This window comes from Streptomyces sp. NPDC101160 (assembly GCF_044768205.1).
In the GTDB taxonomy this organism is placed as follows: Bacteria; Actinomycetota; Actinomycetes; order Streptomycetales; family Streptomycetaceae; genus Streptomyces.
The window spans coordinates 208,366-234,230 of the sequence record NZ_JBIWPJ010000004.1; the positions used below are offsets into that span (position 1 = coordinate 208,366).

22 protein-coding genes are annotated in these 25,865 nt (G+C 72.1%); 6 read left to right on the forward strand and 16 right to left on the reverse strand.

The features are described from left to right. Positions 1-15 precede the first annotated feature (15 nt). A complete protein-coding gene (locus tag ACIRSU_RS14015) occupies positions 16-1,698 on the reverse strand; it encodes an urease subunit alpha (RefSeq protein WP_403791784.1) in 1,683 nt (560 codons plus the stop codon). Then, positions 1,698-2,432, reverse strand: a complete 735-nt coding sequence (gene ureA, locus ACIRSU_RS14020) for an urease subunit gamma (RefSeq protein WP_403791786.1) — start codon at positions 2,430-2,432, stop codon at positions 1,698-1,700. Before ureA ends, ACIRSU_RS14015 begins: the two co-directional genes overlap by 1 nt. A gap of 205 nt (positions 2,433-2,637) precedes the next feature. On the opposite strand from ureA, the gene ACIRSU_RS14025 reads away from it, so the two are divergent. Further along, complete coding sequence (locus ACIRSU_RS14025; RefSeq protein ID WP_403791788.1) at positions 2,638-4,089, forward strand: cytosine permease; 1,452 nt, start codon at positions 2,638-2,640, stop codon at positions 4,087-4,089. 13 nt (positions 4,090-4,102) lie between these two features. Here the strand turns inward: ACIRSU_RS14025 and ACIRSU_RS14030 are convergent, their stop codons facing one another. From ACIRSU_RS14030 to ACIRSU_RS14045, 4 genes are all read right to left on the reverse strand, one after another. Next, complete coding sequence (locus ACIRSU_RS14030) at positions 4,103-5,200, reverse strand: branched-chain amino acid aminotransferase (protein ID WP_403791790.1); 1,098 nt, start codon at positions 5,198-5,200, stop codon at positions 4,103-4,105. 275 nt (positions 5,201-5,475) lie between these two features. Further along, a complete protein-coding gene (locus ACIRSU_RS14035; RefSeq protein ID WP_403791791.1) occupies positions 5,476-6,516 on the reverse strand; it encodes a 3-isopropylmalate dehydrogenase in 1,041 nt (346 codons plus the stop codon). A gap of 95 nt (positions 6,517-6,611) precedes the next feature. Next, positions 6,612-6,743: a hypothetical protein gene (locus tag ACIRSU_RS14040; RefSeq protein ID WP_361396577.1), complete on the reverse strand. Its 132-nt coding sequence runs from the start codon at positions 6,741-6,743 to the stop codon at positions 6,612-6,614. Between the two features lie 234 nt (positions 6,744-6,977). Beyond that, on the reverse strand, positions 6,978-7,883 hold the full coding sequence (locus tag ACIRSU_RS14045; RefSeq protein WP_403791793.1) for a LysR family transcriptional regulator: 906 nt from the start codon (positions 7,881-7,883) through the stop codon (positions 6,978-6,980). Positions 7,884-7,984: 101 nt separating this feature from the next. Between ACIRSU_RS14045 and ACIRSU_RS14050 the strand changes: the two genes are divergently transcribed. From ACIRSU_RS14050 to ACIRSU_RS14060, 3 genes are read left to right on the forward strand one after another with little or no spacing between them, the layout of a single operon-like run. Continuing rightward, positions 7,985-9,004, forward strand: coding sequence for a zinc-binding dehydrogenase (locus ACIRSU_RS14050; protein WP_403791795.1), 1,020 nt, complete (start codon positions 7,985-7,987; stop codon positions 9,002-9,004). Positions 9,005-9,044: 40 nt separating this feature from the next. Next, positions 9,045-9,383: a PadR family transcriptional regulator gene (locus ACIRSU_RS14055; protein ID WP_403791797.1), complete on the forward strand. Its 339-nt coding sequence runs from the start codon at positions 9,045-9,047 to the stop codon at positions 9,381-9,383. Beyond that, entirely contained in the window at positions 9,380-10,108 is a 729-nt protein-coding gene (locus tag ACIRSU_RS14060) for a hypothetical protein (protein ID WP_403791799.1), read from the forward strand. The genes ACIRSU_RS14055 and ACIRSU_RS14060 overlap by 4 nt, the downstream gene beginning before the upstream one ends. A gap of 19 nt (positions 10,109-10,127) precedes the next feature. Here ACIRSU_RS14060 and ACIRSU_RS14065 read toward each other — a convergent pair whose 3' ends face one another. The 3 genes from ACIRSU_RS14065 to ACIRSU_RS14075 form a co-directional block, all read right to left on the reverse strand. Further along, positions 10,128-10,664, reverse strand: a complete 537-nt coding sequence (locus ACIRSU_RS14065) for a GNAT family N-acetyltransferase (protein ID WP_403791800.1) — start codon at positions 10,662-10,664, stop codon at positions 10,128-10,130. Between the two features lie 113 nt (positions 10,665-10,777). Next, positions 10,778-12,409: an L-glutamate gamma-semialdehyde dehydrogenase gene (pruA, locus tag ACIRSU_RS14070; RefSeq protein WP_403791802.1), complete on the reverse strand. Its 1,632-nt coding sequence runs from the start codon at positions 12,407-12,409 to the stop codon at positions 10,778-10,780. Positions 12,410-12,442: 33 nt separating this feature from the next. Continuing rightward, entirely contained in the window at positions 12,443-13,369 is a 927-nt protein-coding gene (locus ACIRSU_RS14075; RefSeq protein WP_403791803.1) for a proline dehydrogenase family protein, read from the reverse strand. A 195-nt stretch (positions 13,370-13,564) separates the two neighbouring features. Here ACIRSU_RS14075 and ACIRSU_RS14080 point away from each other — a divergent pair, with 195 nt between their 5' ends. Continuing rightward, complete coding sequence (locus ACIRSU_RS14080) at positions 13,565-14,956, forward strand: PucR family transcriptional regulator (protein ID WP_403791805.1); 1,392 nt, start codon at positions 13,565-13,567, stop codon at positions 14,954-14,956. A gap of 12 nt (positions 14,957-14,968) precedes the next feature. Here the strand turns inward: ACIRSU_RS14080 and ACIRSU_RS14085 are convergent, their stop codons facing one another. Then, a complete protein-coding gene (locus ACIRSU_RS14085; protein ID WP_403791807.1) occupies positions 14,969-15,667 on the reverse strand; it encodes a helix-turn-helix transcriptional regulator in 699 nt (232 codons plus the stop codon). A gap of 84 nt (positions 15,668-15,751) precedes the next feature. On the opposite strand from ACIRSU_RS14085, the gene ACIRSU_RS14090 reads away from it, so the two are divergent. Beyond that, positions 15,752-16,183 (forward strand): hypothetical protein, encoded by a 432-nt coding sequence (locus ACIRSU_RS14090; protein ID WP_403791809.1) that lies wholly within the window; start codon positions 15,752-15,754, stop codon positions 16,181-16,183. 6 nt (positions 16,184-16,189) lie between these two features. Here ACIRSU_RS14090 and ACIRSU_RS14095 read toward each other — a convergent pair whose 3' ends face one another. The 6 genes from ACIRSU_RS14095 to ACIRSU_RS14120 form a co-directional block, all read right to left on the reverse strand. After that, on the reverse strand, positions 16,190-16,759 hold the full coding sequence (locus ACIRSU_RS14095; protein WP_403791811.1) for a TetR/AcrR family transcriptional regulator: 570 nt from the start codon (positions 16,757-16,759) through the stop codon (positions 16,190-16,192). Positions 16,760-16,840: 81 nt separating this feature from the next. Beyond that, entirely contained in the window at positions 16,841-18,430 is a 1,590-nt protein-coding gene (serA, locus tag ACIRSU_RS14100; protein WP_403791813.1) for a phosphoglycerate dehydrogenase, read from the reverse strand. A gap of 258 nt (positions 18,431-18,688) precedes the next feature. After that, positions 18,689-19,690 carry a ketol-acid reductoisomerase gene (gene ilvC / locus ACIRSU_RS14105; protein WP_403791815.1) on the reverse strand — a complete coding sequence of 334 codons (1,002 nt, stop codon included), beginning with the start codon at positions 19,688-19,690 and terminating at the stop codon, positions 18,689-18,691. 127 nt (positions 19,691-19,817) lie between these two features. Then, positions 19,818-20,345 carry an acetolactate synthase small subunit gene (gene ilvN, locus ACIRSU_RS14110; RefSeq protein WP_046905405.1) on the reverse strand — a complete coding sequence of 176 codons (528 nt, stop codon included), beginning with the start codon at positions 20,343-20,345 and terminating at the stop codon, positions 19,818-19,820. A gap of 41 nt (positions 20,346-20,386) precedes the next feature. Then, positions 20,387-22,240: an acetolactate synthase large subunit gene (locus ACIRSU_RS14115; protein WP_403791817.1), complete on the reverse strand. Its 1,854-nt coding sequence runs from the start codon at positions 22,238-22,240 to the stop codon at positions 20,387-20,389. A gap of 216 nt (positions 22,241-22,456) precedes the next feature. Further along, on the reverse strand, positions 22,457-25,669 hold the full coding sequence (locus ACIRSU_RS14120) for a putative bifunctional diguanylate cyclase/phosphodiesterase (RefSeq protein WP_403791819.1): 3,213 nt from the start codon (positions 25,667-25,669) through the stop codon (positions 22,457-22,459). Between the last annotated feature and the right edge of the window lie 196 nt (positions 25,670-25,865).

Here is a 25,865-nt window from a genome sequence, read left to right on the forward strand (position 1 = left end):
CAGGTCCTAAGCGGGTCAGAGGAAGTAGAGGCGGTTGAGCGAGACGGACTCGGCCGCCTCCGAGCGGATCGGCGAGCCGTCCAGCGAGACGAGGCCGGTGTGGCCGTCGACCTGGACGTCGCCGACGCGCGAGTTGCGGAGCAGGTCGGCGGGGCCGATGCCGCGGGTGCCGCGCACGGGGACGCGGCGCCGGCGGGTCGGCAGCGCGTCCGTCCCGAGGTCGACGGCGGCCTGCGCGACGAAGGCGACGGCGAGGTCGGCGGGCGCGGCGCCGTGCGCGCCGAACAGCGGGCCGAGGACGAGCGGCTCGCAGGTGTCGGTGGCGGCGTTGGGGTCGCCGGTCACGCCCCAGGCGGGGAAGCCGTTCTTGATGACCAGCTGCGGCTTCGCGCCGAAGTACTCCGGCCGCCACAGCACGATGTCGGCCATCTTGCCGACCTCGACCGAGCCGATCTCGTGCGCGAGGCCGTGGGCGATGGCCGGGTTGATGGTGAGCTTGGCCATGTAGCGCAGCACGCGCGCGTTGTCGTCGTGCGCGCCGTCGCCCTCCAGCGGGCCCAGCTCGGCCTTCATCTTGCCGGCCATGGCGAAGGTCCGGCGGACGGTCTCGCCCGCGCGGCCCATGCCCTGGGCGTCGGACGAGGTGATGCCGATCGCGCCGAGGTCGTGCAGGACGTCCTCCGCGCCCATCGTCCCGGCCCGGATCCGGTCGCGCGCCATGGCGGCGTCGCCGGGCAGGTCGGTCTTGAGGTCGTGGACGGAGACGATCATCCCGTAGTGCTCGGCGACGGCGTCACGGCCGAAGGGGAGCGTCGGGTTGGTGGAGGAGCCGATGACGTTCGGCACGCCCGCCATCTTCAGCACGTTCGGTACGTGCCCGCCGCCGCAGCCCTCGATGTGGAAGGCGTGGATCGTCCGGCCTTCCAGGACGCGCAGGGTGTCCTCGACCGACAGGCACTCGTTGAGGCCGTCGCTGTGCAGGGCGACCTGGACGTCGTGTTCCTCGGCGACGCGCAGCGCGGTGTCCAGGGCCCGGGTGTGGGCGCCCATGTCCTCGTGCACCTTGAAGCCGGAGGCCCCGCCCTCGGCGAGCGCCTCGACGAGCGGCGCCGGGTCCGAGGAGGAGCCGCGGGCCAGGAAGCCGATGTTGACCGGCCAGGCGTCGAAGGCGCTGAAGGCGTGGCGCAGGGCCCACGGCGAGTTGACGCCGACGCCCCACACGGGGCCGAACTCCTGGCCGATGATCGTGGTGACGCCGCTGGCGAGCGAGGCCTCCATGATCCGGGGGGAGAGCAGGTGCACATGGGTGTCGACGGCGCCGGCGGTGGCGATCAGGCCCTCGCCGGAGACGATCGAGGTGCCGGTGCCGACGACGACGTCGACGCCGTCGAGGGTGTCCGGGTTGCCGGCCCGCCCGATGGCGTGGATGCGGCCCTCGCGGATGCCGATGGACACCTTGCGGATGCCCTGCACGGCGTCGATGAGCAGCACGTTGCTGATCACGACGTCGCAGGTCTCGCGGACGGCCGCGGCCTTCAGGTGGAGGCCGTCGCGGGCGGTCTTGCCGAAGCCGGCGAGGAACTCGTCGCCCGGCTTCTGCGAGTCGGACTCGACGCGTACGACGAGGCCGGAGTCGCCCAGGACGACGCGGTCGCCGGCCCGGGGGCCGTGCACGGAGGCGTACTCGTAGGGGTCCATCAGCTGTCCTCCTTCGGGGACTCGAACGGGGCGGAGGACAGGTGGTCGAGGGTTTCGCCCGCACCGAGATATCCGCAGGCAGCGGCCCTGCGCAGGGCCTCCTCCTTCGCGCCGGGAGCGTCGAGCGGGCCGTCGACGAGACCGGCGAAGCCGATGGCCACGCGGGCGCCGCCGATCGGCACGAGCCCGACCTCGGCCTCGCCGCCCGGGTCGAAGCGGGTCGACGAGCCGGCCGGGGCGGCGAGCCGCATCCCGTAGGCGGCGGCGCGGTCGAAGTGGAGCCGCGGGTTGGCCTCGAAGAAGTGGAAGTGCGAGGTCACGCTCACCGGCACGTCGGCCGTGTTGCGCACGGTCAGCCGGAGGGCCGGCTCGGTCTCCTCGTACGCGGGCCCCGGGAGCAGCGCGCCGGGCGCGCCCTCTCCGAGCGAGCCCCCGCCGATGGGGTCGGAGACCACGGCGAGCCGGGAGCCGTCGTCGAAGACGGCCTCGACGTGGACCTCGGTGACCACGTCGGCCACTCCGGGCAGGACGTCGTCGGGGCCGAGGACGGAGCGGGCCGCCTCGATGGCCTCGGCGAGCCGCCGGCCGTCCCGGGCCGCCTCGCAGACAGTGTCCGCGATGAGCGCGGTGGCCTCGGGAACGTTGAGCTTCAGGCCACGGGCCCGGCGGGCGCGAGCGAGCTCGGCGGCGCCGAAGAGCAGCAGCCGGTCGCGTTCCGTGGGGGTCAGTCGCACGCCGTGCACCTCCTGATCGAATCGAGCCGATGGAACGACTTTGAGCAACACTCTAAATGTTGAGACGGCATCTTCCAAGCATTGACGTGACCAATAACCGTGGTTCACATTGGGCCACTGAGCCTGATAGAGCGCCGCTCTAAAACCGGCCCGCAGAAATCCCCCCACGCCCCACCCTCCTCCCCCACCCCCTCCCGGAGTTCCCATGGCGATAGAACAGCGCGGAGTCGACACCATCCCCGAGGCGGAACGCACCAGCGGCCCCCGCGACCTCGTCTCGATCCTGCTGGGCTCCAATCTCTGCCTCGGCGTGATCGTCTTCGGCTGGCTGCCGGTCTCCTTCGGTCTCGGCTGGTGGGCGTCGGTGACCTCGATCGCCACCGGCACCCTCGTCGGCGTGGCCGTCACCGCCCCGCTCGCGCTGGTCTCGCTCCGCACCGCCACCAACCTCTCCACCTCCTCCGGCGCCTTCTTCGGCGTCCGCGGCCGCCTGGTCGGCTCGGTGGTCGGTCTGCTGCTCTCGCTCGGCTACACCGCGCTGACCCTGTGGATCGGCGGCGACGTGATGGTCGGCACCCTGGAACGCCTGATCGGCCTGCCCACCGGCGGCGCCACGCACGCCGCCGTCTACGCGCTCCTCGCCGCCCTCACCGTCGTCGGCGCGGTCTACGGCTACCGGCTGCTGCTCAGGCTGAGCCAGGCCCTCGCGATCGGCATGACCATCCTGCTCGCCATCGGACTCGTCGCGTACGCCGGTGACTTCACCACCGCGGCCGTGCCGCACACCCCGTACCTGCTCGGCTCCTTCTGGCCGACCTGGCTGCTCTCCGCGGTCGCCGCCGGACTCAGCGGCCCGGTCGCCTTCATCACCCTGCTCGGCGACTACACCCGCTACATCTCGCCGGCGAAGCACAGCCCGAAGAAGGTCTGGCGCGCCACCTGTACCGGCCTGGTCATCGGCCTGCTCGTGCCGCAGCTCTTCGGTACGTTCACCGCGCTGGCCGCCCGCGGCGGCACCGACTACGCCGGACCGCTCGTCGCGGCCTCGCCCGTCTGGTACCTGGTCCCGCTGCTGCTCGCCGCGACCGCCGGCTCGGTCGGCAACGCCGGACTGATGCTCTACTCCATGGGTCTGGACCTCGACGCGATCCTGCCGAAGGCCACCCGCGCCCGCGCCACCCAGGTCGTCGCGGCCGTGTCCACCGCCTTCGTCTTCCTCGGCCACTTCGCCTCGGACGCGCAGACCGCGATGACGTCCTTCGTCCTGCTCCTGACCGCCATCGGCACGCCGTGGGCGGTCATCACGCTGATCGGGCACCGGCGATGTCGCGGCGAGTACGACGCCGAGGCGCTCCAGGTCTTCAACCAGCGCTCGCGCGGCGGCATCTACTGGTTCAAGGCGGGCTGGCACCCGCGCGCCACGGTCGCCTGGGCGATCGGCGCCGCGGTCGGCCTGACCGCGGTGTCGACCCCGCTCTACGAGGGCCCGCTGCTCTCCCTGACCGGCGGGATCGACTGCAGCTTCGTGTTCTCGGGGATCGTCGGCGGCCTGCTGTACACGGCCCTGACGCCGGGGGCGGCGAAGGCCGCGGACGCTCCGGCCGCGGACGTGGAAGCGCCCGGGACGGAGACCGTCCCGGGCGCCCTGGTGGACTGACCGCCTGCGAGGCCTACTTGCCCAGCTCGTGCATCCAGCCGTGGACGTCCTCGGACTTCCCGGTCTGGATGGCGAGCAGGGCCTCGCGCAGCTTCATCGTGACCTCGCCGGGCACGCCGCCCGAGTGCTGCCAGTCGCCGCGGGCGGACTTGACCGTGCCGACCGGGGTGATGACGGCGGCGGTGCCGCAGGCGAAGACCTCGGTGAGGGTGCCGTTCGCGGTGTCCTCCTGCCACTGGTCGATGGAGACGCGCGCCTCCACGGACTCGTAGCCGAGGTCGTTGGCGACCTGCAGGAGCGAGTCGCGGGTGACGCCCTCCAGGATGGAGCCGGAGAGGGTCGGCGTGACGATCTTGTTCTCGTTCCCGTACACGAAGTACAGGTTCATGCCGCCGAGCTCCTCGACCCACTTGTGCTCGACCGCGTCGAGGTAGCAGACCTGGTCGCAGCCCTTCTCCGCCGCCTCGGCCTGCGCGAGCAGGGAGGCCGCGTAGTTGCCACCGGTCTTGGCGTCGCCCATGCCGCCGGGGACGGCGCGGACGCGGTCCTCGGAGGCCCAGATGGAGACGGGCTTGACGCCACCCGGGAAGTACGCGGCGGCCGGGGAGGCGATGACCACGAACAGGTACTCGTTGGCCGGCCGGACGCCCAGGCCGACCTCGGTCGCGATCATGAACGGGCGCAGGTAGAGGGACGACTCGCCGCCGTGCTCGGGAACCCACGCCTTGTCCTGCTGGACCAGCACGTCACAGGCCTCGATGAAGGTCTCGACCGGCAGCTCCGGCATCGCGAGCCGGCGCGCGGACGACTGGAAGCGGCGGGCGTTGGCGTCGGGGCGGAAGGTGGCGACGGAGCCGTCGGGGCGGCGGTACGCCTTCAGGCCCTCGAAGATCTCCTGGGCGTAGTGCAGGACGTTCGTCGCCGGGTCGAGGGAGAGCGGGCCGTACGGCACGAGCTGGCCGTCGTGCCAGCCGCGGCCCTCGGTCCAGCGGACGGTGACCATGTGGTCGGTGAAGTGGCGGCCGAACCCCGGGTTGGCCAGGATCGCCTCGCGCTCCGCGTCGGACAGCGGGCTGGAGGAGGGCTTGAGCTCGATGGTGGGCGTCGTCATGAGTGCTTGTCCTTCACCGGTTGTGTGGGTCGGACCGCGCTCACGCCGCTCCGCAGTCACACAGGTCACTGCTAGGACGTCCGAGCTTTCCCGCATGCCGCGGCCCACGTCCGATTATCGCGCGCGGTGCCGCGGCACGAAACGGGTGGGTACGCGTAGACGCGCGGAGACGCGCGCGCGGTCCGAGGATTCGATGGTGGCACCGGGCGACCGCACAGGAACAGCCGCCGGGTGCTGGTGTGCGACCCGGCGGCTGGGTGGATGTCAGCGTCGGGTCAGCTCGCTACGCGTACCGCGAGCGCGTCGCCGATCTCGTCCGTCGTACGGACCCTGTCACCGCGCTCGGTGAGGTCGGCGGCGACGGCCTCCTCGATCCGGGCGGCCTCGGCCTCGTGGCCGAGGTGGCGCAGCAGCAGGGCGACCGAGAGCACGGTGGCCGTCGGGTCGGCCTTGCCCTGGCCGGCGATGTCCGGCGCGGATCCGTGGACCGGCTCGAACATGGAGGGGAACTCGCCGCTCGGGTTGATGTTGCCCGAGGCGGCGACGCCGATGCCGCCGGAGACGGCCGCGGCGAGGTCGGTGATGATGTCGCCGAAGAGGTTGTCGGTGACGATGACGTCGAACCGGGCCGGGTCGGTGACGAGGAAGATCGTCGCGGCGTCGACGTGCAGGTAGTCGGTCGTGACCTCGGGGAACTCGGCCGCGACCTTGTTGAAGATGTTCGTCCACAGGTGGCCCGCGAAGGTCAGCACGTTGTTCTTGTGGACCAGCGTCAGCTTCTTGCGGGGGCGGGCCTGGGCGCGGGCGAAGGCGTCCCGGACCACGCGCTCGACACCGTACGCCGTGTTCACGGACACCTCGGTGGCGACCTCGTGCTCGGTGCCCTTGCGGATGGTGCCGCCGTTGCCGGTGTACGGACCCTCGGTGCCCTCGCGGACGACGACGAAGTCGATCTCGGGCTGGCCGGCGAGCGGGGTGGCGACACCGGGGAGCAGTTTCGAGGGGCGCAGGTTGACGTGGTGGTCGAAGGCGAAGCGCAGCTTCAGGAGGAAACCGCGCTCCAGGACGCCGGACGGGACGGACGGGTCGCCGATCGCGCCGAGCAGGATCGCGTCGTGCTGCTTGAGGGCGTCGAGGTCGGCGTCGGTGAGGGTCTCACCGGTGGCGTGGTAGCGCTGGGCGCCGAAGTCGTACTCCTTCGTCTCCAGCTTCACATCCTCGGGAAGGACGGCCGCGAGGACCTTGAGGCCCTGGGCCACGACCTCCTGGCCGATTCCGTCGCCGGGGATGACTGCGAGATTGATGCTGTGAGACATGTCGGCACCCTACTCTTCGTCCCATCGTCTGACACGTTCCGTCCACCATGTGGACGAACGGACAGCAGTCACGGAGGGACGGACGTTCCTGCGGATCAGTGACCGGTGGAGCCGCCGTTGTCACGGCGGTCGAGGGCGCGCTGGAGGGCGGCGGCGGCGTTCTGGCGGGCCTCGTCGGAGGGACGGGCGGCGGAGTGGCGGACGCGGCGGGCGGTCTGAGCGGCCATGAGGGATCGACTCCTTGAGATCAGTTCTCCGGACGTGCGGGTACGGAGGGGCGTGGTGATCGAAGGCGCCGGAAGGGGCGGGGAGCGCCGCCGCAGGGGTTGCCTGCTCGGGGGCGTCGCGCTCTCGACCGCCCTGCGCTCGATGGAGCGGGACGTTCGGCTTCTACAAAGCTAGGACAGCGGGCTGCTTCTGTCTCCACAATTACTCGGACTTCCTACTATCTGAGACGGCGGTCAGCCCGCCCGGCGCCCGGACTGCGCCCGCAACTCCCGGATCAGCGCCCGCACGGCGAGGGATCCGCCCAGCTCAGGGGTGGTGACATAGCCGACCGAGCGGGTCGGGCGCTCCGTTCCGAGATCGGTGATCTCGACCGAGGACGGTGCTCCGATCAGGGACAGTTCCGGCATCACGGCCATGCCGAAACCGGTGCTCACCATCGAGAGCACCGCTCCGTCGTCCTCCGCCTCCACGGTCGCCGGCGGCAGCCACTCCTGTGCGGCCCACCACTCCCTGGTGTACGAGGTGCAGTTCTCCACCCAGTCGACCAACGGCAGCGAGCGCGGCGCCGGATGCCCGGCCGGATGCACCAGCGCGTATCCCTCCTCCAGGAGCACGCCTCCGATCAGCTCCGGCGGTACGGGCGACGTGGTGCCGATCGTCGCGATGCCGAGGTCCGCCCGCCCGTCGAGCACCTCGCCGGCCGTGCCGCGCCCCACCTCCCGCACGATCCGGACCTCGGGCGCGATCCCCGGGTGCCGGGCCGTGAGCCGCTCCAGGGCCGGCGGCAGCAGATGCAGGGCGGCGCTGCGGAAGGCGGCGATCCGCAGTGGACCGGAGAGGGTTCCGGCTCCGCCGGCGCCCCCGGCCGCGCCCCGCACCTCGGCGCCCATCACCTCCAACAGCCGCAGCACCCGCCGGGCATGACCGAGCGCCACCTCCCCCGCCGCCGTGGGCGTCGCACCCTTCCGGCCCCGCTCGAAGAGGACCGCCCCGAGCTTGCGCTCGCTCGTGCGCACGGAGTGGGAGACGGCCGACTGGGTCATGCCGAGCGCCGTCGCGGCGGCCGAGAAGCCGCCCTCGCGCGCCACGGCCAGCAGGATCCGCAGTTCACCCACGGCGGGCAGGGGTTCGGTCGCCATCAGGGCTCTCACCTCGTCGTATGAGCGGGATTCATGGAACGGGGGCAGCCATCGACGCTACCTCCTGCCCGGCCGCCGGATTCCTTCCTACGGTCTTCCGCATGACGAACGAGACCATGATCACCGTCCGGCAGACCGCCCGCCCCGACGGCTTCCCCACCCCCGGGCTCTTCTCCTTCACCGAGTCCCCGCTCCCCGCCCCCGAACCCGGCACCGCCCTGGTCGAGAACCTGCTCTGGTCCGTGGACCCCTACCACCGCGAGGCCATGGACGGCGACTTCCTCTGGACGCTCGGCTCACCCATGGAGGGCCGGACGCTCGGCCGGGTGCTCGACTCCCGCGACCCGGCGCTGCGCCCCGGCGACCTGGTCCTGCACCGCAAGGGCTGGCGCACCCACTCCGTGGTCGCCCGCGCCGAGGTCCGCCCGGTCCCCGACTTCGGCCCCGGGGTGCCGCTCGCCGCGCACCTCAGCATCCTCGGCGGCACCGGGCTCTCGGCGTACGTGGGCCTGACCCGGATCGCCCGGCTCCAGCCCGGCGAGGACCTGTTCGTGTCGGCGGCCGCGGGCGGGGTCGGCACGGCGGCCGGCCGCTTCGCCCGGCTGCTCGGCGCCGGCCGGATCGTCGGCAGCGCGGGCTCGGCGCGCAAGGTCGCCCACCTCACCGGGCGCATCGGCTTCGACGCGGCCTTCGACTACCACGACGGCCCGGTCGCCGAACTGCTCACCAAGGCCGCCCCGGGCGGCGTCGACACCGTCCTCGACGGGGTCGGCGGCGACCATCTGGAGGCCGCGATCGGATCGCTGCGCGACCACGGGCGGATCGCCTGGGTCGGCGCGGTCGCCCAGTACCACTCCCTCGCCACTCCCCCGCCCGCCCCGCGCAACCTGTTCGACCTGGTGGAGAAGAGCGGCCGCCTGGAGGGCTTCCTGGTGCGCAACCACATGGACGCGCAGGAGGAGCTGTACGACTTCGCGGTGGAGCACCTGCGCAGCGGGCGCCTCGAGCCGGACGTCACGGTGGTGGAGGGCTTCGAGCACATCGTGACGGCGTTCCTGGGCATGCTGCGCGGCGAGAACACCGGGAAGATGCTGGTCGCCCAGGAGGGACTGGAGAGCTAGCTAGATTGCTTTCCTACCTAGGTAGTGATGGAATGCCGTCATGGCCGCAGACCGCAGATCCAGCTGGCTCAAGGGAGTCCTCGACCTGCTCGTCCTCTCCTGCCTGACCGCCGGCGAGAGTTACGGGTACGAGATCGCCAAGTCGCTCGCCGAGGCGGGCCTGGGCGAGATCAAGGGCGGGACGCTGTATCCCGTACTGAACCGCCTGGAGGAGGCGGGCCTGGTGGAGGCCGAGTTCCGGGCCGCCGAGCGCGGACCGGGGCGGCGCTACTACCGGCTCACCGAGCGGGGGCGTACGCATCTGGCGGCCGAGAGCGCGGCCTGGACGGAGTTTCACCGGGCCGTACGAGGCAAGCTGCAAGCGGGGGGAAACGCATGAACACCGACGCCTACTTCACCGAACTCGCGGAGGCGCTGCGCACGACCGGCGTCCCCGAGGAGCAGCTCGCGCGGACCGTCGACGAACTGCGCGCCCACCTCGCCGAGTCGGGCACGGCCCCGGAGGAGGAGTTCGGCCCGGCCGCGCTGTTCGCGGCCTCGCTCGGCGGGCTCGCCCCGGCGCCCGGCGAGCCGGACCGGGCGGCGGAGCACTGGACCTGGACGGCGGACCTCTTCAACGACCGGCGGATGCTCGCGGTCCACGGCGACCAGGGCTGGGAGGTGGAGCACCTGGACTCGCTCGGCCGCTTCGTGTGCCGCCGGGCGCCCGGGGTCGCGCTCGCCTGGGAGTACCGCCGCGAGGTGATCGCCGGCCGGCGCCGCGCGAAGGTGCTCGCCGAGCTGGACCCGGAGGGCTGGGAGCTGTGCGGCGAGTGGCTGGTGTACGGCTACTTCAAGCGCCCCAAGGCGGCGACCGCGGGACCGGCCGGCACTCTGGACGCGCCGCCGGCGGCGCCGGAGAAGGTCTGGTTCCTGAGCCGCCGCGCCAAGGCGCTGCTCACTGTGTGGGCGCTGGCGTGCGGCGCCGCGTACCTGTCGCTCGGCCTGCCCGGGTTCGCGATCCTGGTCGCGGTCGGCAGCGCGCTGTCGGCGGTGTACACGGCGAACCTGGAGACGAGGCGGGGCAAGGTCGCGGGCGCCCGTACCGCCACCGGGAAGGACTGACGGAGCACCTCACGGGGATTCACATCACGTCCCCGTCCCGCCAGTCGAAGACCAGCGGCTCGGCCGGGTCCGGCAACGGGCGCCCGGCCGCCGGCCACAGATACGTCGAGTCCTCCTCGTCCGGCAGCCGCACGATCCCCGCCGGGCTCAGCGTCTCGATCCGCCCGCGCCACAGCCGCCATCCGCGCCCCCGGTAGAGCCCGGCCCCGCCCTCCGACGCGGACAGCGCCCCGAAGGCGTAGGCCCCGTCGATCGCGCGCTCCAGCTCGCCCATGATCCGCCCGCCGAGGCCCTGCCGCCGCAGCTCGGCCCGTACGGCCACGGCCTCGACGTACCCGACGCGGTACGAGCGCCCGTGGTGCAGCACGCGCCGCATCACCAGGCTGCCGTGCGCGGCGACGCCCCACTCGTCCTCCGTCCAGGCGTGGAGGCCGCCGAGCGCGTGGTCCCAGTCCTCGTCGGAGAACTCCCCGTCGAAGGCGTCGTCCAGCATCTCGCGCACGGCGCGGAGCCGCTCGGCGCCGAGCTCGTGGGTGGGGGCGGTCCAGAGGGTCATGCCCCCAGTCTCCTCCGGCGGTCTCCCCGGCCGCGGGACGGCGGAATGGAAACCGCCCCCGACCTCGGTTGGGGGACCAAGGAAGGGGGCGGTGACTAGGGGGAGGGGCTGCCTCAGCCCATGTGCGGGTAGCCGTACTCGGTCGGCGGGACCAGCGTCTCCTTGATGGCCCGGGTCAGGGTCCAGCGCATCAGGTTCTGCGGGGCACCGGCCTTGTCGTTGGTGCCGGAGGCGCGGCCGCCGCCGAAGGGCTGCTGGCCGACGACGGCGCCGGTCGACTTGTCGTTGATGTAGAAGTTGCCCGCGGCGAAGCGCAGCTTCTCCATCGTGTACGCGGCGGCGGCGCGGTCGTTCGAGATGACCGAGCCGGTGAGGGCGTAGTCGGAGACGGACTCCATCTGGGCCAGCATCTCGTCGTACTTGTCGTCCTCGTACACGTGGACGGCGAGGATCGGGCCGAAGTACTCGGTCGTGAAGACCTCGTTCTCCGGGTCGGTGCACTCGATGACCGTCGGGCGGACGAAGTAGCCCTCGGAGTCGTCGTAGGTGCCACCGGCGACGATCGTGCAGGTCTCGTCGGCCTTGGCGCGGTCGATGGCGGCCTTGTTCTTGGCGAAGGCACGGTCGTCGATGACGGCGCCGATGAAGTTCGACAGGTCGGTGACGTCACCCATCTTGATGCCGTCGACCTCGGCCGCGAACTCCTCCTTGAAGCCGTCGTTCCAGATGGAGGCCGGGATGTACGCACGCGAGGACGCGGAGCACTTCTGGCCCTGGAACTCGAAGGAGCCGCGGGTCAGCGCGGTCTTCAGGACGGCGCGGTCGGCGCTGGGGTGGGCGACGACGAAGTCCTTGCCGCCGGTCTCGCCGACGATCCGCGGGTAGGAGCGGTACTTCTCGATGTTGTTGCCGACCGTCTTCCACAGGTGCTGGAAGGTCCTGGTCGAGCCGGTGAAGTGGATGCCGGCCAGGTCGCGGTGGTTCAGGGCCACCTCGGAGACGGCGATGCCGTCGCCGGTCACCAGGTTGATGACGCCCTTCGGCAGGCCGGCCTCCTCCAGGAGCTCCATGAGGAGCACGGCGGAGTGGGTCTGGGTCGGGGACGGCTTCCAGACCACCACGTTGCCCATGAGGGCGGGGGCGGTGGGCAGGTTGCCGGCGATGGCCGTGAAGTTGAACGGCGTGATCGCGTAGACGAAGCCCTCGAGCGGGCGGTGGTCCAGACGGTTCCACACGCCCGGGGAGTTCGCCGGCGGCTGCTCGGCGAGGATCTGGCGGGCGTAGGCCACGTTGAAGCGCCAGAAGTCGACGAGCTCGCAGGGGGTGTCGATCTCGGCCTGCTGGGCGGTCTTCGACTGGCCGAGCATGGTGGAGGCGGCCAGCGTCTCGCGCCACGGGCCGGCGAGCAGCTCGGCGGCGCGCAGGATGATCGCGGCGCGGTCGTCGAAGGACATCGCGCGCCAGGCCGGGGCGGCGGCCAGGGCGGCGTCGATGGCGTCCTGGGCGTCCTGCTGGGTGGCGCCGGCGAAGGTGCCGATGACGGACTTGTGGTTGTGCGGCTGCACGACGTCGACGCGCTCGCCGCCGCCCATGCGCTTCACGCCGCCGATGGTCATCGGCAGCTCGCGCGGGTTGTCGGCCAGCTCCTTGAGCTTGGCCTCCAGGCGGGCGCGCTCGGGCGAGCCGGGGGCGTAGCCGTGCACCGGCTCGTTGACGGGAGTGGGGACCTGGGTCACAGCGTCCATGAGTCTCGGAACTCCTTCGGAGGGGTGTGGGGCTCAGCCCTTGGTGAGGATGGAGCGGACGAAGAAGAGGAGGTTGGCCGGCTTCTCCGCCAGGCGGCGCATGAAGTAGCCGTACCAGTCGGTGCCGTACGCGGTGTAGACGCGCATCCGGTGGCCCTCGGCCGCGAGCCGGTTCTGCTCCTCGGTGCGGATGCCGTACAGCATCTGGAACTCGTACTCGTCCAGCTTGCGCCCGGCGCGGCGGGCGAGCTCCTGGCCGACGGAGATGAGCCGGGGGTCGTGGGACCCGATCATCGGGTAGCCCTCGCCCTCCATCAGGATCTTCATGATCCGGACGTAGGCCTTGTCGATCTCGGGCTTGTCCTGGATCGCGACGGACGCGGGCTCCTTGTAGGCGCCCTTCACGATGCGCACGCGCGAGCCGTTGGCGGCCAGGCGGCGGGCGTCGTCCTCGGTGCGGAAGAGGTACGCCTGGATGACGCAGCCGGTCTGCGGGAAGTCCTTCCGCAGCTCCTCGTGGATGGCGAACATCGAGTCGAGGGTGGTGTGGTCCTCGGCGTCCAGGGTGACCGTGGTGCCGATCTCGGCGGCGGCCGCGACGACCGGGCGCACGTTGGCGAGGGCCAGCTCGTGGCCGTTCTCCAGGGACTGGCCGAACATCGAGAGCTTCACCGACATCTCGGCGCGGGCGCCGAGGCCCAGCTCCTTGAGGCGGCCGATGAGCTCCAGGTAGGCGTCGCGGGCGGCGTAGGACTGCTCGACGGTGGTGATGTCCTCACCGACGACGTCGAGGGTGACCTCCAGGCCGCGGGCGGCCAGGTCCTGCACGATCGGGATGACGTCGCCGACGGTCTCGCCCGCGATGAAGCGGGCGACGACCTGCTTGGTCCCGGGGGCGGCCGACACGAAACGGCGCATCTTGTCGCTGCGCGACGCGGCGAGGATCACGGGACCCAGCACGGGGCACCTCCAGAGGGCAGGGTGAGGAAAGGTGTCGTACCCGGATGGACGTGACCAACCGGGAACAGCACGAAGAACCACCGTGAAACCTAAGGATCGCTCCGATCGTCCGCCATCTACAGCTGTCACGCATCCGTGGCCGCGCTCTCAGACATCTGTCTGAAGGCGCGGGCGAACGGTGCGAGAATGGGCGCCGTGAAGGGCGATTACCAGGACCTGGTGGACGAGATCTCGACGCTGCTCGGCGCCCCCGCGACCCTGGAGAACCGGGACTTCGGGCTGATCGCCTTCGGCGCGCACGACTCCGAGGACGACAGCGCCATGGACCCGGTCCGCACCCGCTCGATCCTGACCCGGAAGTCCACCCCGGCGGTCCGGGCCTGGTTCGAGGGCTTCGGCATCACCCGCGCGACCGGCCCGGTCCGCATCCCGGCCGCGCCCGACGCGGGCGTGAACCGGGGCCGGATCTGTCTGCCGGTACGCCATCGGGGCGTGGTCCTCGGTTACGTGTGGCTGCTCGACGCCGAGCCGGGCCCCTCGCACGCCCAGCTGACCGCCGCCATGGAGGTCGCCGCCCGGATCGGCGACCTGCTCGCCGACGAGGAACGGGCCGGCGCCGACCTCTCCCGCGAACTGCGCGCCACCCTGACGGCGGAACGCGGCTGGCAGTACGACATGGCGGTCGCCGCCCTCCGCACCGCCCTCGGCCCGGACGCCGACGGCCTGCACGCCCTGATCTGCCTGGCCCCCTGGCCGGACGAGGACTCCCCGTCCCCACGCACGGTGCCGGGCGCGGCGGCTCTCTGCACGGTGCCGTGGAGCCGGCCGCGAACGGGGGACGCGGGGCCAGGGCCGGGCATGGGCGCGGCATCCCGTACGGGGGCGGGGGCGCGGCCCGGCTCGGGCGGCGGCGCGCGGGCAGGCTCGGGCGCGGCATCCCGTACGGGCGCGGGGGCACGGTCCGGCTCGGGCGGCGGCACGCGGGTGGCCTCCGGCGCGGGAGCCCGTACGGGCGCGGGCGGCGGGCTCGCGGGCGACCCGGGGCCCGGCGCCCCGGCCGGGTCCACGGAGGGCGGCGGCGCGGCGCGGGCGCTCGCCGCGCTCGTGCGGCTGCGTTCGGGGGACAACCTGTCGCCCGCCACCACGGCGGCCGGCCGGCTGCAGGCCACGGCGGGGGCGGCCGGGGTCGCCGGCATCGCCTCACCGCGGCGCGGGCTCGCGGACCTCGACATCGCCTGGCGGGAGGCCGCGTCGGCGGCGCGGGCCGCGAGCGCCCAGCCGCACCTCGGCCCGCTGGCCGAGTGGGCCGCGCTCGGCCCGTACCGGATGCTCACCGCGCTCCCGCCCGCCGAACCGGACCCGGCGGTGCGCGCCCTGCTCGCCCCGGCCCATGCCGAACTGGCCCGCACGGCCGAGGTGTTCCTCGACCACGCCGGCCAGGCGGGCCGCACGGCGACGGCCCTCGGCATCCACCGCCAGACCCTCTACTACCGCCTCTCCCGCGTCGAACAGCTCACCGGCCTCGACCTGGACGAGGGCGAGGACCGGCTGCTGCTGCACATGGCGCTGAAGGCGGCGCGGCTGTAGCCGCCGGGGCCGTCAGGCGGGCGGCGCCGGCTCCAGGCGCACGCAGCAGCGCCCCTCACCGGGCGCGAGACAGGCCTCGTACCCCTCCTCGTCGAGCCCTTCCAGGACCCCGCGCACCAGGTGCAGGTTCATCCCGCACACGGTCGCCGTGTGCTCGCGCGCGAGCGCGTGGAAGGGGCAGTTGCCGAGCACGAGGGCGGTCCCGCCGGGCCCGTCGGGACGTGGCTCGAACCCGTACCGCTCCAGGAAGGCGAACAGCTCGGCGCGTTCGCGCGCGGCGAGCCGGGCGCCGAGCGCGTGCGCCCTGCGGTGCAGTACGGCCCTGACCGGCTCGCCGGTCTCCTCGGACTCCTCCAGGGCCTGGGCGAGCAGCCGGCCGGCGAGTTCGTAGTGCCGCTCGGGCAGGCTGACGGCGACCTCCCGCGCGGAACGCCGGTAGAGCTTGGCCGGGCGGCCGGCGCCGGGGCCGGTGCGGCCGGTGCGGCGCTCGTAGACCACGTCGAGCAGGGACTCGTCGGACAGCCGGTCCAGATGGAACGCCGCGGTCTGCCGGGCGATCCCGAGGGCCTCGGCGGCCTCGTCGCGGCTGACCGGTCCGGGCTGCCGGACCACGTGGTCGTAGAGCCTGCGCCGGGTCGGCTCGTCGAGTGCGGCAACCGCCGATACGTCTTTCGAGTGCTCCACGAACACCAGTGTAAAACCCATCGCCATTGACTAAAGAGGGCGACCGCGCTTCTATCGTTAATGAGAGTTGTCGATAGAAATCGACAGCGCGGACCCCGAGAGGCGTGTGCCATGTCGTCCTCAACCACCGCACCCACCACCCCCGCGCGGCAACAGCGCCGGGCCGCCCTCCGCGACCCCGGCTACCAGGCCTTCCTGATCCTGCGGACCGGCTTCACGGTGGCGCCGATCCTCTTCGGCCTGGACAAGTTCGCCAATCTGCTCACCGACTGGCCCCACTACCTCGCGCCGTGGATCAACGACATCGTGCCCGGCACCGCGCAGCAGGCCATGTACGCGGTGGGCGGCGTCGAGATCGTCGCGGGCGTCGTCGTCGCGCTCGCCCCGCGGTTCGGCGGCTGGCTCGTGGCGGGCTGGCTGGCCGGCATCATCGTCAACCTGCTGACCATTCCGGGGTATTACGACGTCGCCCTGCGCGACTTCGGCCTGCTGCTCGGCGCGGTCGCCCTGGCCCGGCTCGCGGAGCGCTACCGGGCGCGGTGACCACCCCTACTCCCCCATCAGCACCTTGAGGCCCTCGGTCAGGTCGTCGGCGCTCGGCGCGGTCTCCGGGTCGACCATCCACTGGATCATCACCCCGGTGGCCAGGGCCTGCACCAGCAGCCCGGCGACCCGGGCCTTCTCGGGCTCGGCCGCCGGGTCGATGCCGAGGAAGCCCTCCGCCATGCCGAGCCGGCCCTCGCGCTGGGGCTCCTTGATGGCCTCGCGCAGCTTCTCGTCGTCGTCGATGCGGGTGACGACCTCGGTCTGCAGCTTCCACACCGGGCGGCTCGCCTCGGCGCTGGCGATGAGCTGCGCCCAGACGTCACGGAAGCGCTGGTACGGGTCGGGGGAAGGATCCTTTCCGGCCTCCTCGGCCGGGCCCACCCGGTGGCCCCACTCCTCGGTGAGCGCCAGGAACGCCTGCTGGAGCAGGGCGTCCTTGGAGCCGTAGTGGTAGCCGATGGAGGCGAGGTTGGTGCCCGAGGCGGCGACGATGTCGCGGGCCGTGGTGCGCCCGTACCCCTTCTCCAGGAGGCAGCGCTTGGCGCCCTCCAGCAGATCTTCCTTGTGTCCCATGAAAAGCACTGTACCCGGCCTCTAGACATCCGTGTAAGACGAGTGTCTAGAAGCCGGGTACGAGGTCCGGCGGGTGAAGCGTCAGACCAGGTTGACCGAGCGGGCCGAGGCGGCGCCGATCTCGGCGGCGATGTCCGCGAGCACGTTCGCCGGGACGGTCTCGTCGACGGTGAGCACGACCAGCGCCTCGCCGCCCTCCACGGTCCGGGAGACCTGCATGCCCGCGATGTTCAGACCGGCCTCGCCGAGGATCCGGCCCACCGTGCCGACGACACCGGGACGGTCCTCGTAGCGCAGCACCGCCATGTGGTCGGCGAGCGCCAGGTCCACGTCGTAGTCGCCGACCGCGACGATCTTCTGCAGGTGCTTCGGGCCCGCGAGCGTGCCGGAGACCGAGACCTCCTGACCGTTCGCCAGCGTGCCGCGCACGGTGACCATGTTGCGGTGGTCGGGCGACTCGGAGCTCGTCGTCAGGCGCACCTCGACACCGCGCTCCTGCGCGAACAGCGGCGCGTTGACGTACGACACCGTCTCGTCGACGACGTCCTCGAACACGCCCTTGAGCGCGGAGAGTTCGAGCACCTTCACGTCGTGCTGGGTGATCTCGCCGTACACCTCGACGTCGAGGCGGGCCGCGACCTCGCCGGCGAGCGCCGTGAAGATCCGGCCGAGCTTCTCGGCGAGCGGCAGACCCGGCTTGACGTCCTCGGCGATGACGCCGCCCTGCACGTTGACCGCGTCCGGGACCAGCTCGCCGGCGAGCGCCAGGCGCACCGACTTGGCGACCGCGATACCGGCCTTCTCCTGGGCCTCGTCCGTGGAGGCACCGAGGTGCGGGGTGCAGACGACCTGGTCGAGCTCGAAGAGCGGGGAGTCCGTGCAGGGCTCCTTCGCGTACACGTCGAGGCCCGCGCCGGCGACCCGGCCCTCCTTGAGCGCCGAGTACAGCGCCGCCTCGTCCACGATGCCGCCGCGCGCGGCGTTGACGATCCGGACCGACGGCTTGACCTTGTGCAGCGCCTCGTCGCCGATGAGACCGAGGGTCTCGGGGGTCTTCGGCAGGTGGACGGTGATGAAGTCGGCGACCTCGAGCAGCTCGTCCAGGGACAGCAGCTTCACGCCCATCTGGGCGGCGCGGGCCGGCTGCACGTAGGGGTCGTACGCGACGATCTTCATGCCGAAGGCGGACATCCGCTGGGCGACCAGGACGCCGATGCGGCCGAGGCCGACGACGCCGAGGGTCTTCTCGCTGAGCTCGACGCCCGTGTACTTCGAGCGCTTCCACTCGCCGTTCTTCAGCGCGGTGTTGGCCTGCGGGATATTGCGCGCGGTGGCGACGAGCAGACCGCACGCGAGCTCGGCGGCGGTGACGATGTTGGAGGTCGGGGCGTTGACGACCATCACGCCGGCCTTGGTGGCGGCGGAGACGTCCACGTTGTCCAGGCCGACACCGGCGCGGGCGACGACCCGCAGCTTCTTGGCGGCGGCGATGGCCTCCGCGTCGACCTTGGTCGCGGAGCGGATCAGGATGGCGTCGACATCGGCGATCGCGGGGAGCAGTTCGGCGCGGTCCGCGCCGTTGCAGTGCCGGATCTCGAAGTCCGGGCCCAGGGCGTCGACGGTGGCGGGCGACAGCTCTTCAGCGATGAGTACGACGGGTTTCGAGCTCACGTTGAGTCCTCACAGAGACGGTGCGGACGGCCGTCCCGACGGCCGCAGCAGTGGAGGGGGCTAGCCGCGTGAAAGCGCACGACGCTGTGGGCCAGACGCGATGTTGTTGAGCAGTGTAGTGGTGCGGGGACACGGTTCCTGCGCCTCCTTGGCAGGATCACTCATCCGTGGTTGGACGGGGTGTCCAAGGCCGTGGGACGAGGTGTCCAGGATGTGGCACGGGGCCGGACGAACCGCCCGGCCCCTTGCCTTGGAGGCTTACGCCTCCTCGTCGTTCACCCAGCTCATGAGCTTGCGCAGCTCCTTGCCGGTGGTCTCCAGGAGGTGCTTCTCGTCCTGGGTCTTGTACTCGTTGTACTTCTTCAGGCCGCCGTGGTACTCGTCCATCCAGTTCTTGGCGAAGGTGCCGTCCTGGATCTCCGCGAGGACCTTCTTCATCTCGGCCTTGGTGGCGTCCGTGATGATGCGCGGGCCGGTGATGTAGTCGCCCCACTCGGCGGTCTCGGAGACGGACCAGCGCATCTTCTCCAGGCCGCCCTCGTACATGAGGTCCACGATCAGCTTCAGCTCGTGGAGGCACTCGAAGTACGCGATCTCCGGCTGGTAGCCGGCCTCGACGAGGGTCTCGAAGCCCGCCTTGACGAGGGCGCTGGCGCCACCGCAGAGGACGGCCTGCTCGCCGAAGAGGTCGGTCTCGGTCTCCTCGGTGAAGGTCGTCTTGATGACGCCGGCGCGGGTGCCGCCGATGGCCTTGGCGTACGACAGGGCCAGGGCGAACGCGTTGCCCGTGGCGTCCTTCTCGACGGCGGCGATCGCCGGGACGCCGCGACCCTCCTCGTACTGGCGGCGGACCAGGTGGCCCGGGCCCTTCGGGGCGACCAGCGCGACGTCGACGCCGGCCGGGGGCTTGATGAAGCCGAAGCGGACGTTGAAGCCGTGGGCGAAGAAGAGGGCGTCGCCGTCCTTCAGGTTCGGGGCGATGGACTCCTCGTAGACCTGGGCCTGGATCGGGTCCGGGATGAGGATCATGATGACGTCGGCCTCGGCGGCGGCCTCGGCGGGCGTCACGACGCGCAGGCCCTGCTCCTCGGCCTTGGCCTTGGACTTGGAGCCCTCGTGCAGACCGACGCGGACGTCCACGCCCGAGTCGCGGAGCGACAGCGCGTGGGCGTGTCCCTGGCTGCCGTAGCCGATCACCGCGACCTTGCGGCCCTGGATGATGGACAGGTCGGCGTCGGCGTCGTAGAACAGCTCGGCCACTGGGAATCTCCTTGAGGTGCTGGTGTTGCTCCCACCGTACGGCGGGGTGCGGGAGGAAGGTTTTCGGGTCTCGCCAGGCGGACCGCCGGGTGGACCGGCGGTCACGGCCTGTTGACGACAGAGAGTGTCACGCGCTGCGGTCGAGGGCCCGCAGGGACCGGTCCGTGATGGACCGGGCGCCACGCCCTATGGCGATCGTGCCGGACTGGACGAGCTCCTTGATGCCGAACTGCTCCAGCATCTTCAGCATCGCCTCGAGCTTGTCACTCGAACCGGTGGCCTCGATGGTGACCGCCTCCGGCGAGACGTCCACGGTCTTCGCTCGGAAGAGCTGGACGATCTCGACGATCTGGGAGCGGGTCTCGTTGTCGGCGCGGACCTTCACCAGGACGAGCTCGCGCTGGATCGCAGCGCTGGGCTCGAGTTCGACGATCTTCAGGACGTTGACCAGCTTGTTGAGCTGCTTGGTCACCTGCTCAAGGGGCAGGTCCTCGACATTGACCACGATGGTGATGCGGCTGATGTCGGGGTGCTCGGTGACACCGACGGCGAGGGAGTCGATGTTGAAGCCGCGACGGGAGAACAGGGCGGCGATCCGGGCGAGGATGCCGGGGGTGTTCTCGACCAGGACGGAGAGCGTGTGCTTGGTGGACATGGTGTGGGTCTCTTCCCTCTAGCTCTTCTTCGCTCTGCGGCTCAGTCGTCTTCGCCGTCGCCGAAGTCGGGGCGGACGCCCCGGGCGGCCATGACCTCGTCGTTGGAGGTGCCCGCGGCGACCATCGGCCAGACCTGGGCGTCCTCGTGGACGATGAAGTCGATCACGACCGGGCGGTCGTTGATGGCGTTGGCCTCGGCGATGACCTTGTCGAGGTCGGCCGGGTCCTCACAGCGCAGCGCGACGCAGCCCATGGCCTCGGACAGCTTGACGAAGTCCGGGATACGGGTGCCCCGGGCGTCCGGGTTGACGTCGTCCGGGCCGGAGTGCAGCACCGTGTTGGAGTAGCGCTGGTTGTAGAACAGCGTCTGCCACTGGCGGACCATGCCGAGGGCGCCGTTGTTGATGATGGCGACCTTGATCGGGATGTTGTTCAGGGCGCAGGTGACCAGTTCCTGGTTGGTCATCTGGAAGCAGCCGTCGCCGTCGATGGCCCAGACCGTACGGTCCGGCGCGCCGGCCTTGGCGCCCATGGCGGCCGGGACGGCGTAGCCCATCGTGCCGGCGCCGCCGGAGTTGAGCCAGGTGCGCGGCTGCTCGTAGTCGACGAAGTGCGCGGCCCACATCTGGTGCTGGCCGACGCCGGCGGCGAAGATCGTGCCCTCCGGGGCCAGCGCGCCGACGCGCTGGATGACCTGCTGCGGCGACAGGCTGCCGTCCTCGGGCAGGTCGTAGCCGAGCGGGTAGGTCTCGCGCCAGCGGCTGAGGTCGCTCCACCAGGCGCTGTAGTCGCCCTTGTGGCCCTCGGTGTGCTCGGCCTGGACGGCCTGGACCAGGTCGGCGATGACCTCGCGGGCGTCACCGACGATCGGGACGTCGGCGGCGCGGTTCTTGCCGATCTCGGCCGGGTCGATGTCGGCGTGGACGATCTTGGCGTACGGGGCGAAGCTGTCCAGCTTGCCGGTGACGCGGTCGTCGAAGCGGGCGCCGAGGGCGACGATCAGGTCGGCCTTCTGCAGGGCGGTGACGGCGGTGACGGCACCGTGCATGCCGGGCATGCCGACGTGCAGCGGGTGGCTGTCGGGGAACGCGCCGAGCGCCATCAGGGTGGTGGTGACCGGGGCGCCGGTGAGCTCGGCGAGGACCTTCAGCTCGGCGGTGGCGCCGGCCTTGATGACGCCGCCGCCGACGTACAGGACGGGCCGCTTGGCGGAGGTGATCAGCTTGGCCGCCTCGCGGATCTGCTTGGCGTGCGGCTTGGTCACCGGGCGGTAGCCGGGCAGGTCGGTCTGCGGCGGCCAGCTGAAGACCGTCTTCGCCTGGAGGGCGTCCTTGGCGATGTCGACCAGGACCGGGCCGGGGCGGCCGGTGGCGGCGATGTGGAACGCCTCGGCGATCGTCCGCGGGATGTCCTCGGCCTTGGTGACCAGGAAGTTGTGCTTGGTGATCGGCATCGTGATGCCGCAGATGTCCGCCTCCTGGAAGGCGTCGGTGCCGATCGCCTTGGAGGCGACCTGGCCGGTGATCGCGACCAGCGGGACCGAGTCCATGTGGGCGTCGGCGATCGGGGTGACCAGGTTGGTGGCGCCCGGCCCGGAGGTCGCCATGCAGACGCCGACCTTGCCGGTGGCCTGGGCGTAGCCGGTGGCGGCGTGGCCCGCGCCCTGCTCGTGGCGGACCAGGATGTGGCGGACCCGCTGCGAGTCCATCATCGGGTCGTACGCCGGGAGGATGGCGCCGCCGGGGATGCCGAAGACGGTGTCGGCGCCCACTTCCTCGAGAGAGCGGATGAGGGACTGCGCACCCGTGACGTGCTCGACGGTGGTGGCGGGCTGTGCGCCGCTACGGGGTCGCGGCTGCGGATGGTGCCCGGTGGCCTGCTCGGTCATCAGCATTCTCTTCTCGAAGCAGAGGGTTTTTGCGAGGGTTTGGTACGACTTCGGGGTGTTCCGGTGCAACAAAAAACCCCTCGTGCCGTGAGGCAAGCGAGGGGAGCGCGTCGGGTGCTTTTCAGGCGGACCTTCTGGGGGCCTGCCTCAGCCGACGCGCTTGCCAAGTACGAGAATTCGGGTGCGCATGGCACTGACCCTCCCCCCGACGCGCTGTCACTGTCAAGTGGGTGGGACGGGCGTCTCATCATGTGAGCGCACGGGAGGCCGGTTTCCGGCGGTCAGAGCGCTCACCGGGGTCGCGGCGGTCGCCGCGTTCACCGGAACGGACGCACCCGGCAGCGGGTACTCGTCCCGGACCAGCGCGCGGCGCAGCCGGTACTCGTCGAGCGGGCCGGAGAAGGCCATGCCCTGGCCGTGGGTGCAGCCCATGGCGCGCAGGGCGAGGACCTGCTCGGGCATGTCGACGCCGTCGGCGACGGACTGCATCCCGAGGTCGCCGGCGATGCGCAGCAGACCGCTGGTGATCTTGCGCAGTCTGGCCGATTCCACCACGCCCTCGACCAGGCCCCGGTCCAGCTTCAGCAGGTCCACGGGGAGCCTGCGCAGCGCGCTGATGGCGGCGTGGCCGCTGCCGAAGCCGTCGAGGGCGATCCGGACGCCGAGCCGGCGCAGGGCGGCGAGCCGCTGCTCCAGCTCGTCGAAGGTCACCCGGGGGTCCCGCGGGTCGGTGTCGGCGAGCTCGATGATCAGGGACCCGGAGGGCAGCCCGTGCCGGGTGAGCAGGGCCTCGACGGAGCCGAGCGGCATGGACCGGTCGAGCAGCCGGCGGGCGGAGAGCCGGACGGTGACCGGGGTGCGGTGGCCGATTCCGGCCCGTTCGGCGGCCTGCTCGACGGCCTCCTCCAGGAGCCACCGTCCGAGCTCGGCGGTGCGCTCGCCGTCGTCGGCGGCCCGCAGGAACTCGGCCGGGGTGAACAGGATGCCCTGCGCGGAGCGCCAGCGGGCCTGGGCGGCGACGGCGGTGATCCGGCCGGTGGCGAGGTCCACCACGGGCTGGTGCAGCAGGGCGAACTCGCCGTCGTGCAGGGCCGTGCGCAGCCGGGCGGCGAGCTCGGTGCGCTTGACCACCTCGGCCTGCATCTGCGGGGCGTAGAGCTCGACCCGGTCCTTGCCGCCGGCCTTGGCCCGGTACATCGCGAGGTCGGCGTTGCGCAGCAGGTCGCCGGCGCTGATGCCGGGCTCGGCGAAGGCGACGCCGATCGAGGCGGCGACCCGCACCTCGTTCCCCGCCTGCAGGCGGTACGGCTGGGAGAGCCGGACCCGCAGCCGGTCGGCGATGTCGTGGACGCGGCACTCGCGGGCGGCCTGGTCGCGGGTGCCGTCGCCGAGGATGAGCGCGGCGAACTCGTCGCCGCCGAGCCTTGCGGCGGTGTCCCCGGCCCGTACGGCGTCCTGGAGCCGGCGGGCGGCCTGGACGAGCAGCTCGTCACCGGCCTGGTGGCCGAGGCGGTCGTTGACCGCCTTGAAGCCGTCCAGGTCGATGAAGAGCACGGCGGTGCCCGGGTCGGTGGCGCGGCGGCCGCCGAGCGCGCCGCGCACCCGCTCGGTGAACAGGGCGCGGTTGGGCAGGTCGGTGAGCGGGTCGTGCTCGGCGTTGTGCCGCAGCTGCGCCTGCAGGCGGACCCGCTCGGTGACGTCGCGGCTGTTGAAGAGCAGGCCGCCCTGGTGGCGGTTGACGGTGGACTCGACGTTCAGCCAGGCGCCGGTGCCGGAGCGGAAGCGGCACTCGATCCGGGTGGTGGGCTCCTCGGCGGGCGGCGCGGCCAGGAAGCGGCGCACCTCGTGGACGACTGCGCCGAGGTCCTCGGGGTGGATGAGCGAGGCCAGCTCGGAGCCGACCAGGTCCTCCGCCTCGCGCCCGTACACGCCGGCGGCGGCGGGGCTGACGTACCGCAGTATGCCGGTGGGCGCGGCGATCATGATGACGTCGCTGGAGCCCTGCACGAGCGACCTGAAGTGGTTCTCCTTCTGGGCCAGTTCGTGGGTGAGGGCGATGTTGTCGAGCAGCATGATGCCCTGCCGGACGACCAGGGCGAGCACCACGGCGCAGCCGGTGAGGACGACGACGCGGTCCACTCTGCGTCCCTCGACGACGTTGTACAGGATGCTCAGGGTGCAGACCGCCGCCGCGAGGTACGGCGTGAGGGCGGCCAGCGATCCGGCGAGGGGGCGGCTGTGCGGGTGCCGGGCGGTGCGGGCCGGCGCGGGCGGCGGGTCGGCGTGCCGGCGCGCACCCCAGGGCGCGTAGGCGAGCAGCAGGGAGCCCGCGAACCAGCCGGCGTCCAGGAGCTGCCCGGAGCTGTAGTGCTCGCGCAGCAGCGGCGAGGTGAACAGGGCGTCGCACAGCACGGTGAGCGCGAGGGCGGCGATGGCCGTGTTGACCGCGGAGCGGTTGAGGTGGGAGCGGCGGAAGTGCAGCGCGAGCACCATGCTGACGAGGACGATGTCGAGCAGCGGGTACGCGAGCGAGAGCGCGGCCCGCGCGACGCTCTCGCCGGGCACGTACGCGGTGTGCGCGAGGGCGAGGCTCCACGAGAGGGTGAGCAGCGAGCCGCCGATCAGCCAGGCGTCGAGCCCCAGGCAGACCCAGCCGGCCCGGGTCACCGGCCGCTTGGCGAGGACGAGCAGCCCGACGATCGCGGGCGGTGCGAAGAGCAGGAAGCACAGGTCGGCGACGGAGGGGCTGGGCACCGGGCGGCGCAGCACCACCTCGTACCAGCCCCAGACGGCGTTCCCGGCGGAGGCCATGAAGGACGAGAAGGCGAAGAGCAGCCAGGCGGGGCGGAAGACGCGGTGGCGGCCGCGGGCGTAGAGCAGGCAGGAGACGGCGGCGGCGAGCGCGGCAGCGCTCAGCCCGAAGTCACCCATGACGAGCGCGAGTTCCTCGGAGCCCCAGCCGAGCGCGGCGCCGGTCGCGTATCCGCCGCAGATGAGCCCGAGCCCGATCTGCGCGATCACCCCGCCGGCCCCGCCCGCGGGCCGCTGCGGCACCCCGGGCCGCGCCGCCCCGGCCCCGGCCCCGGCCCGGCTTCGGACGAGCGTCCCGGTGCTCACCGGCTCCTCCGGAAACTCGCACGGGTGCCCGTGCGCCCGCTGCGGCGCGGCCCCGTCCACGACCCCCTCCGACCGCACCCCGGCATGCCCGCCGCACCCACCGGCCGGCTCGACACCACGGCACGCCCCGGGCGAGCGGGGCGCGGCGGCGTCGGCGGCCGTCGCGTCCTGCCCGGCGGCCGCGCCGGGGGCGAGGCCGTCGGTGCCGTCCGCGGTCGCGGTGTCGCTCGCGCGGGGGGCGGGGACGACGAGGGGGCGGCCGGGGGCGCCGGGCGCGCCGCGCTCGACGGCGGACGGCTCGGGCGCGCCCGCAGGCATGCGGCGCTCGACGGAGGACCGCTCGGGTGCGGCAGTCCGGTCCCCGGGCGGGCGGCGCTCGACGGGGGGCGGTTCCGGCCTGTCGGAGGTGGCGGGCTGGTCCGGGACCGTGCGGTCCGGGAGGGTCGTCGGGAGGGCGGCCGGCGGCGGCGTGGCCGCGCCGGATCGGCGGTCGCTCGGCCGTGCTTCACCCGTC

What these genes read in the sequence shown, in the direction of transcription:
- ACIRSU_RS14040 (WP_361396577.1), bottom strand. Translation starts at nt 6,743, where the DNA reads ATGGCCGCTCAGACCGCCCGCCGCGTCCGCCACTCCGCCGCCCGTCCC.
- ACIRSU_RS14095 (WP_403791811.1), bottom strand. Translation starts at nt 16,759, where the DNA reads ATGGGACACAAGGAAGATCTGCTGGAGGGCGCCAAGCGCTGCCTCCTG.
- ACIRSU_RS14090 (WP_403791809.1), top strand. Translation starts at nt 15,752, where the DNA reads ATGTCGTCCTCAACCACCGCACCCACCACCCCCGCGCGGCAACAGCGC.
- ACIRSU_RS14115 (WP_403791817.1), bottom strand. Translation starts at nt 22,240, where the DNA reads ATGCTGATGACCGAGCAGGCCACCGGGCACCATCCGCAGCCGCGACCC.
- pruA (WP_403791802.1), bottom strand. Translation starts at nt 12,409, where the DNA reads ATGGACGCTGTGACCCAGGTCCCCACTCCCGTCAACGAGCCGGTGCAC.
- ACIRSU_RS14060 (WP_403791799.1), top strand. Translation starts at nt 9,380, where the DNA reads ATGAACACCGACGCCTACTTCACCGAACTCGCGGAGGCGCTGCGCACG.
- ACIRSU_RS14025 (WP_403791788.1), top strand. Translation starts at nt 2,638, where the DNA reads ATGGCGATAGAACAGCGCGGAGTCGACACCATCCCCGAGGCGGAACGC.
- ACIRSU_RS14050 (WP_403791795.1), top strand. Translation starts at nt 7,985, where the DNA reads ATGACGAACGAGACCATGATCACCGTCCGGCAGACCGCCCGCCCCGAC.
- ACIRSU_RS14030 (WP_403791790.1), bottom strand. Translation starts at nt 5,200, where the DNA reads ATGACGACGCCCACCATCGAGCTCAAGCCCTCCTCCAGCCCGCTGTCC.
- ACIRSU_RS14065 (WP_403791800.1), bottom strand. Translation starts at nt 10,664, where the DNA reads ATGACCCTCTGGACCGCCCCCACCCACGAGCTCGGCGCCGAGCGGCTC.
- ACIRSU_RS14120 (WP_403791819.1), bottom strand. Translation starts at nt 25,669, where the DNA reads ATGCCTGCGGGCGCGCCCGAGCCGTCCGCCGTCGAGCGCGGCGCGCCC.
- ACIRSU_RS14085 (WP_403791807.1), bottom strand. Translation starts at nt 15,667, where the DNA reads ATGGCGATGGGTTTTACACTGGTGTTCGTGGAGCACTCGAAAGACGTA.
- ACIRSU_RS14035 (WP_403791791.1), bottom strand. Translation starts at nt 6,516, where the DNA reads ATGTCTCACAGCATCAATCTCGCAGTCATCCCCGGCGACGGAATCGGC.
- ACIRSU_RS14045 (WP_403791793.1), bottom strand. Translation starts at nt 7,883, where the DNA reads ATGGCGACCGAACCCCTGCCCGCCGTGGGTGAACTGCGGATCCTGCTG.
- ACIRSU_RS14055 (WP_403791797.1), top strand. Translation starts at nt 9,045, where the DNA reads ATGGCCGCAGACCGCAGATCCAGCTGGCTCAAGGGAGTCCTCGACCTG.
- ilvN (WP_046905405.1), bottom strand. Translation starts at nt 20,345, where the DNA reads ATGTCCACCAAGCACACGCTCTCCGTCCTGGTCGAGAACACCCCCGGC.
- ACIRSU_RS14015 (WP_403791784.1), bottom strand. Translation starts at nt 1,698, where the DNA reads ATGGACCCCTACGAGTACGCCTCCGTGCACGGCCCCCGGGCCGGCGAC.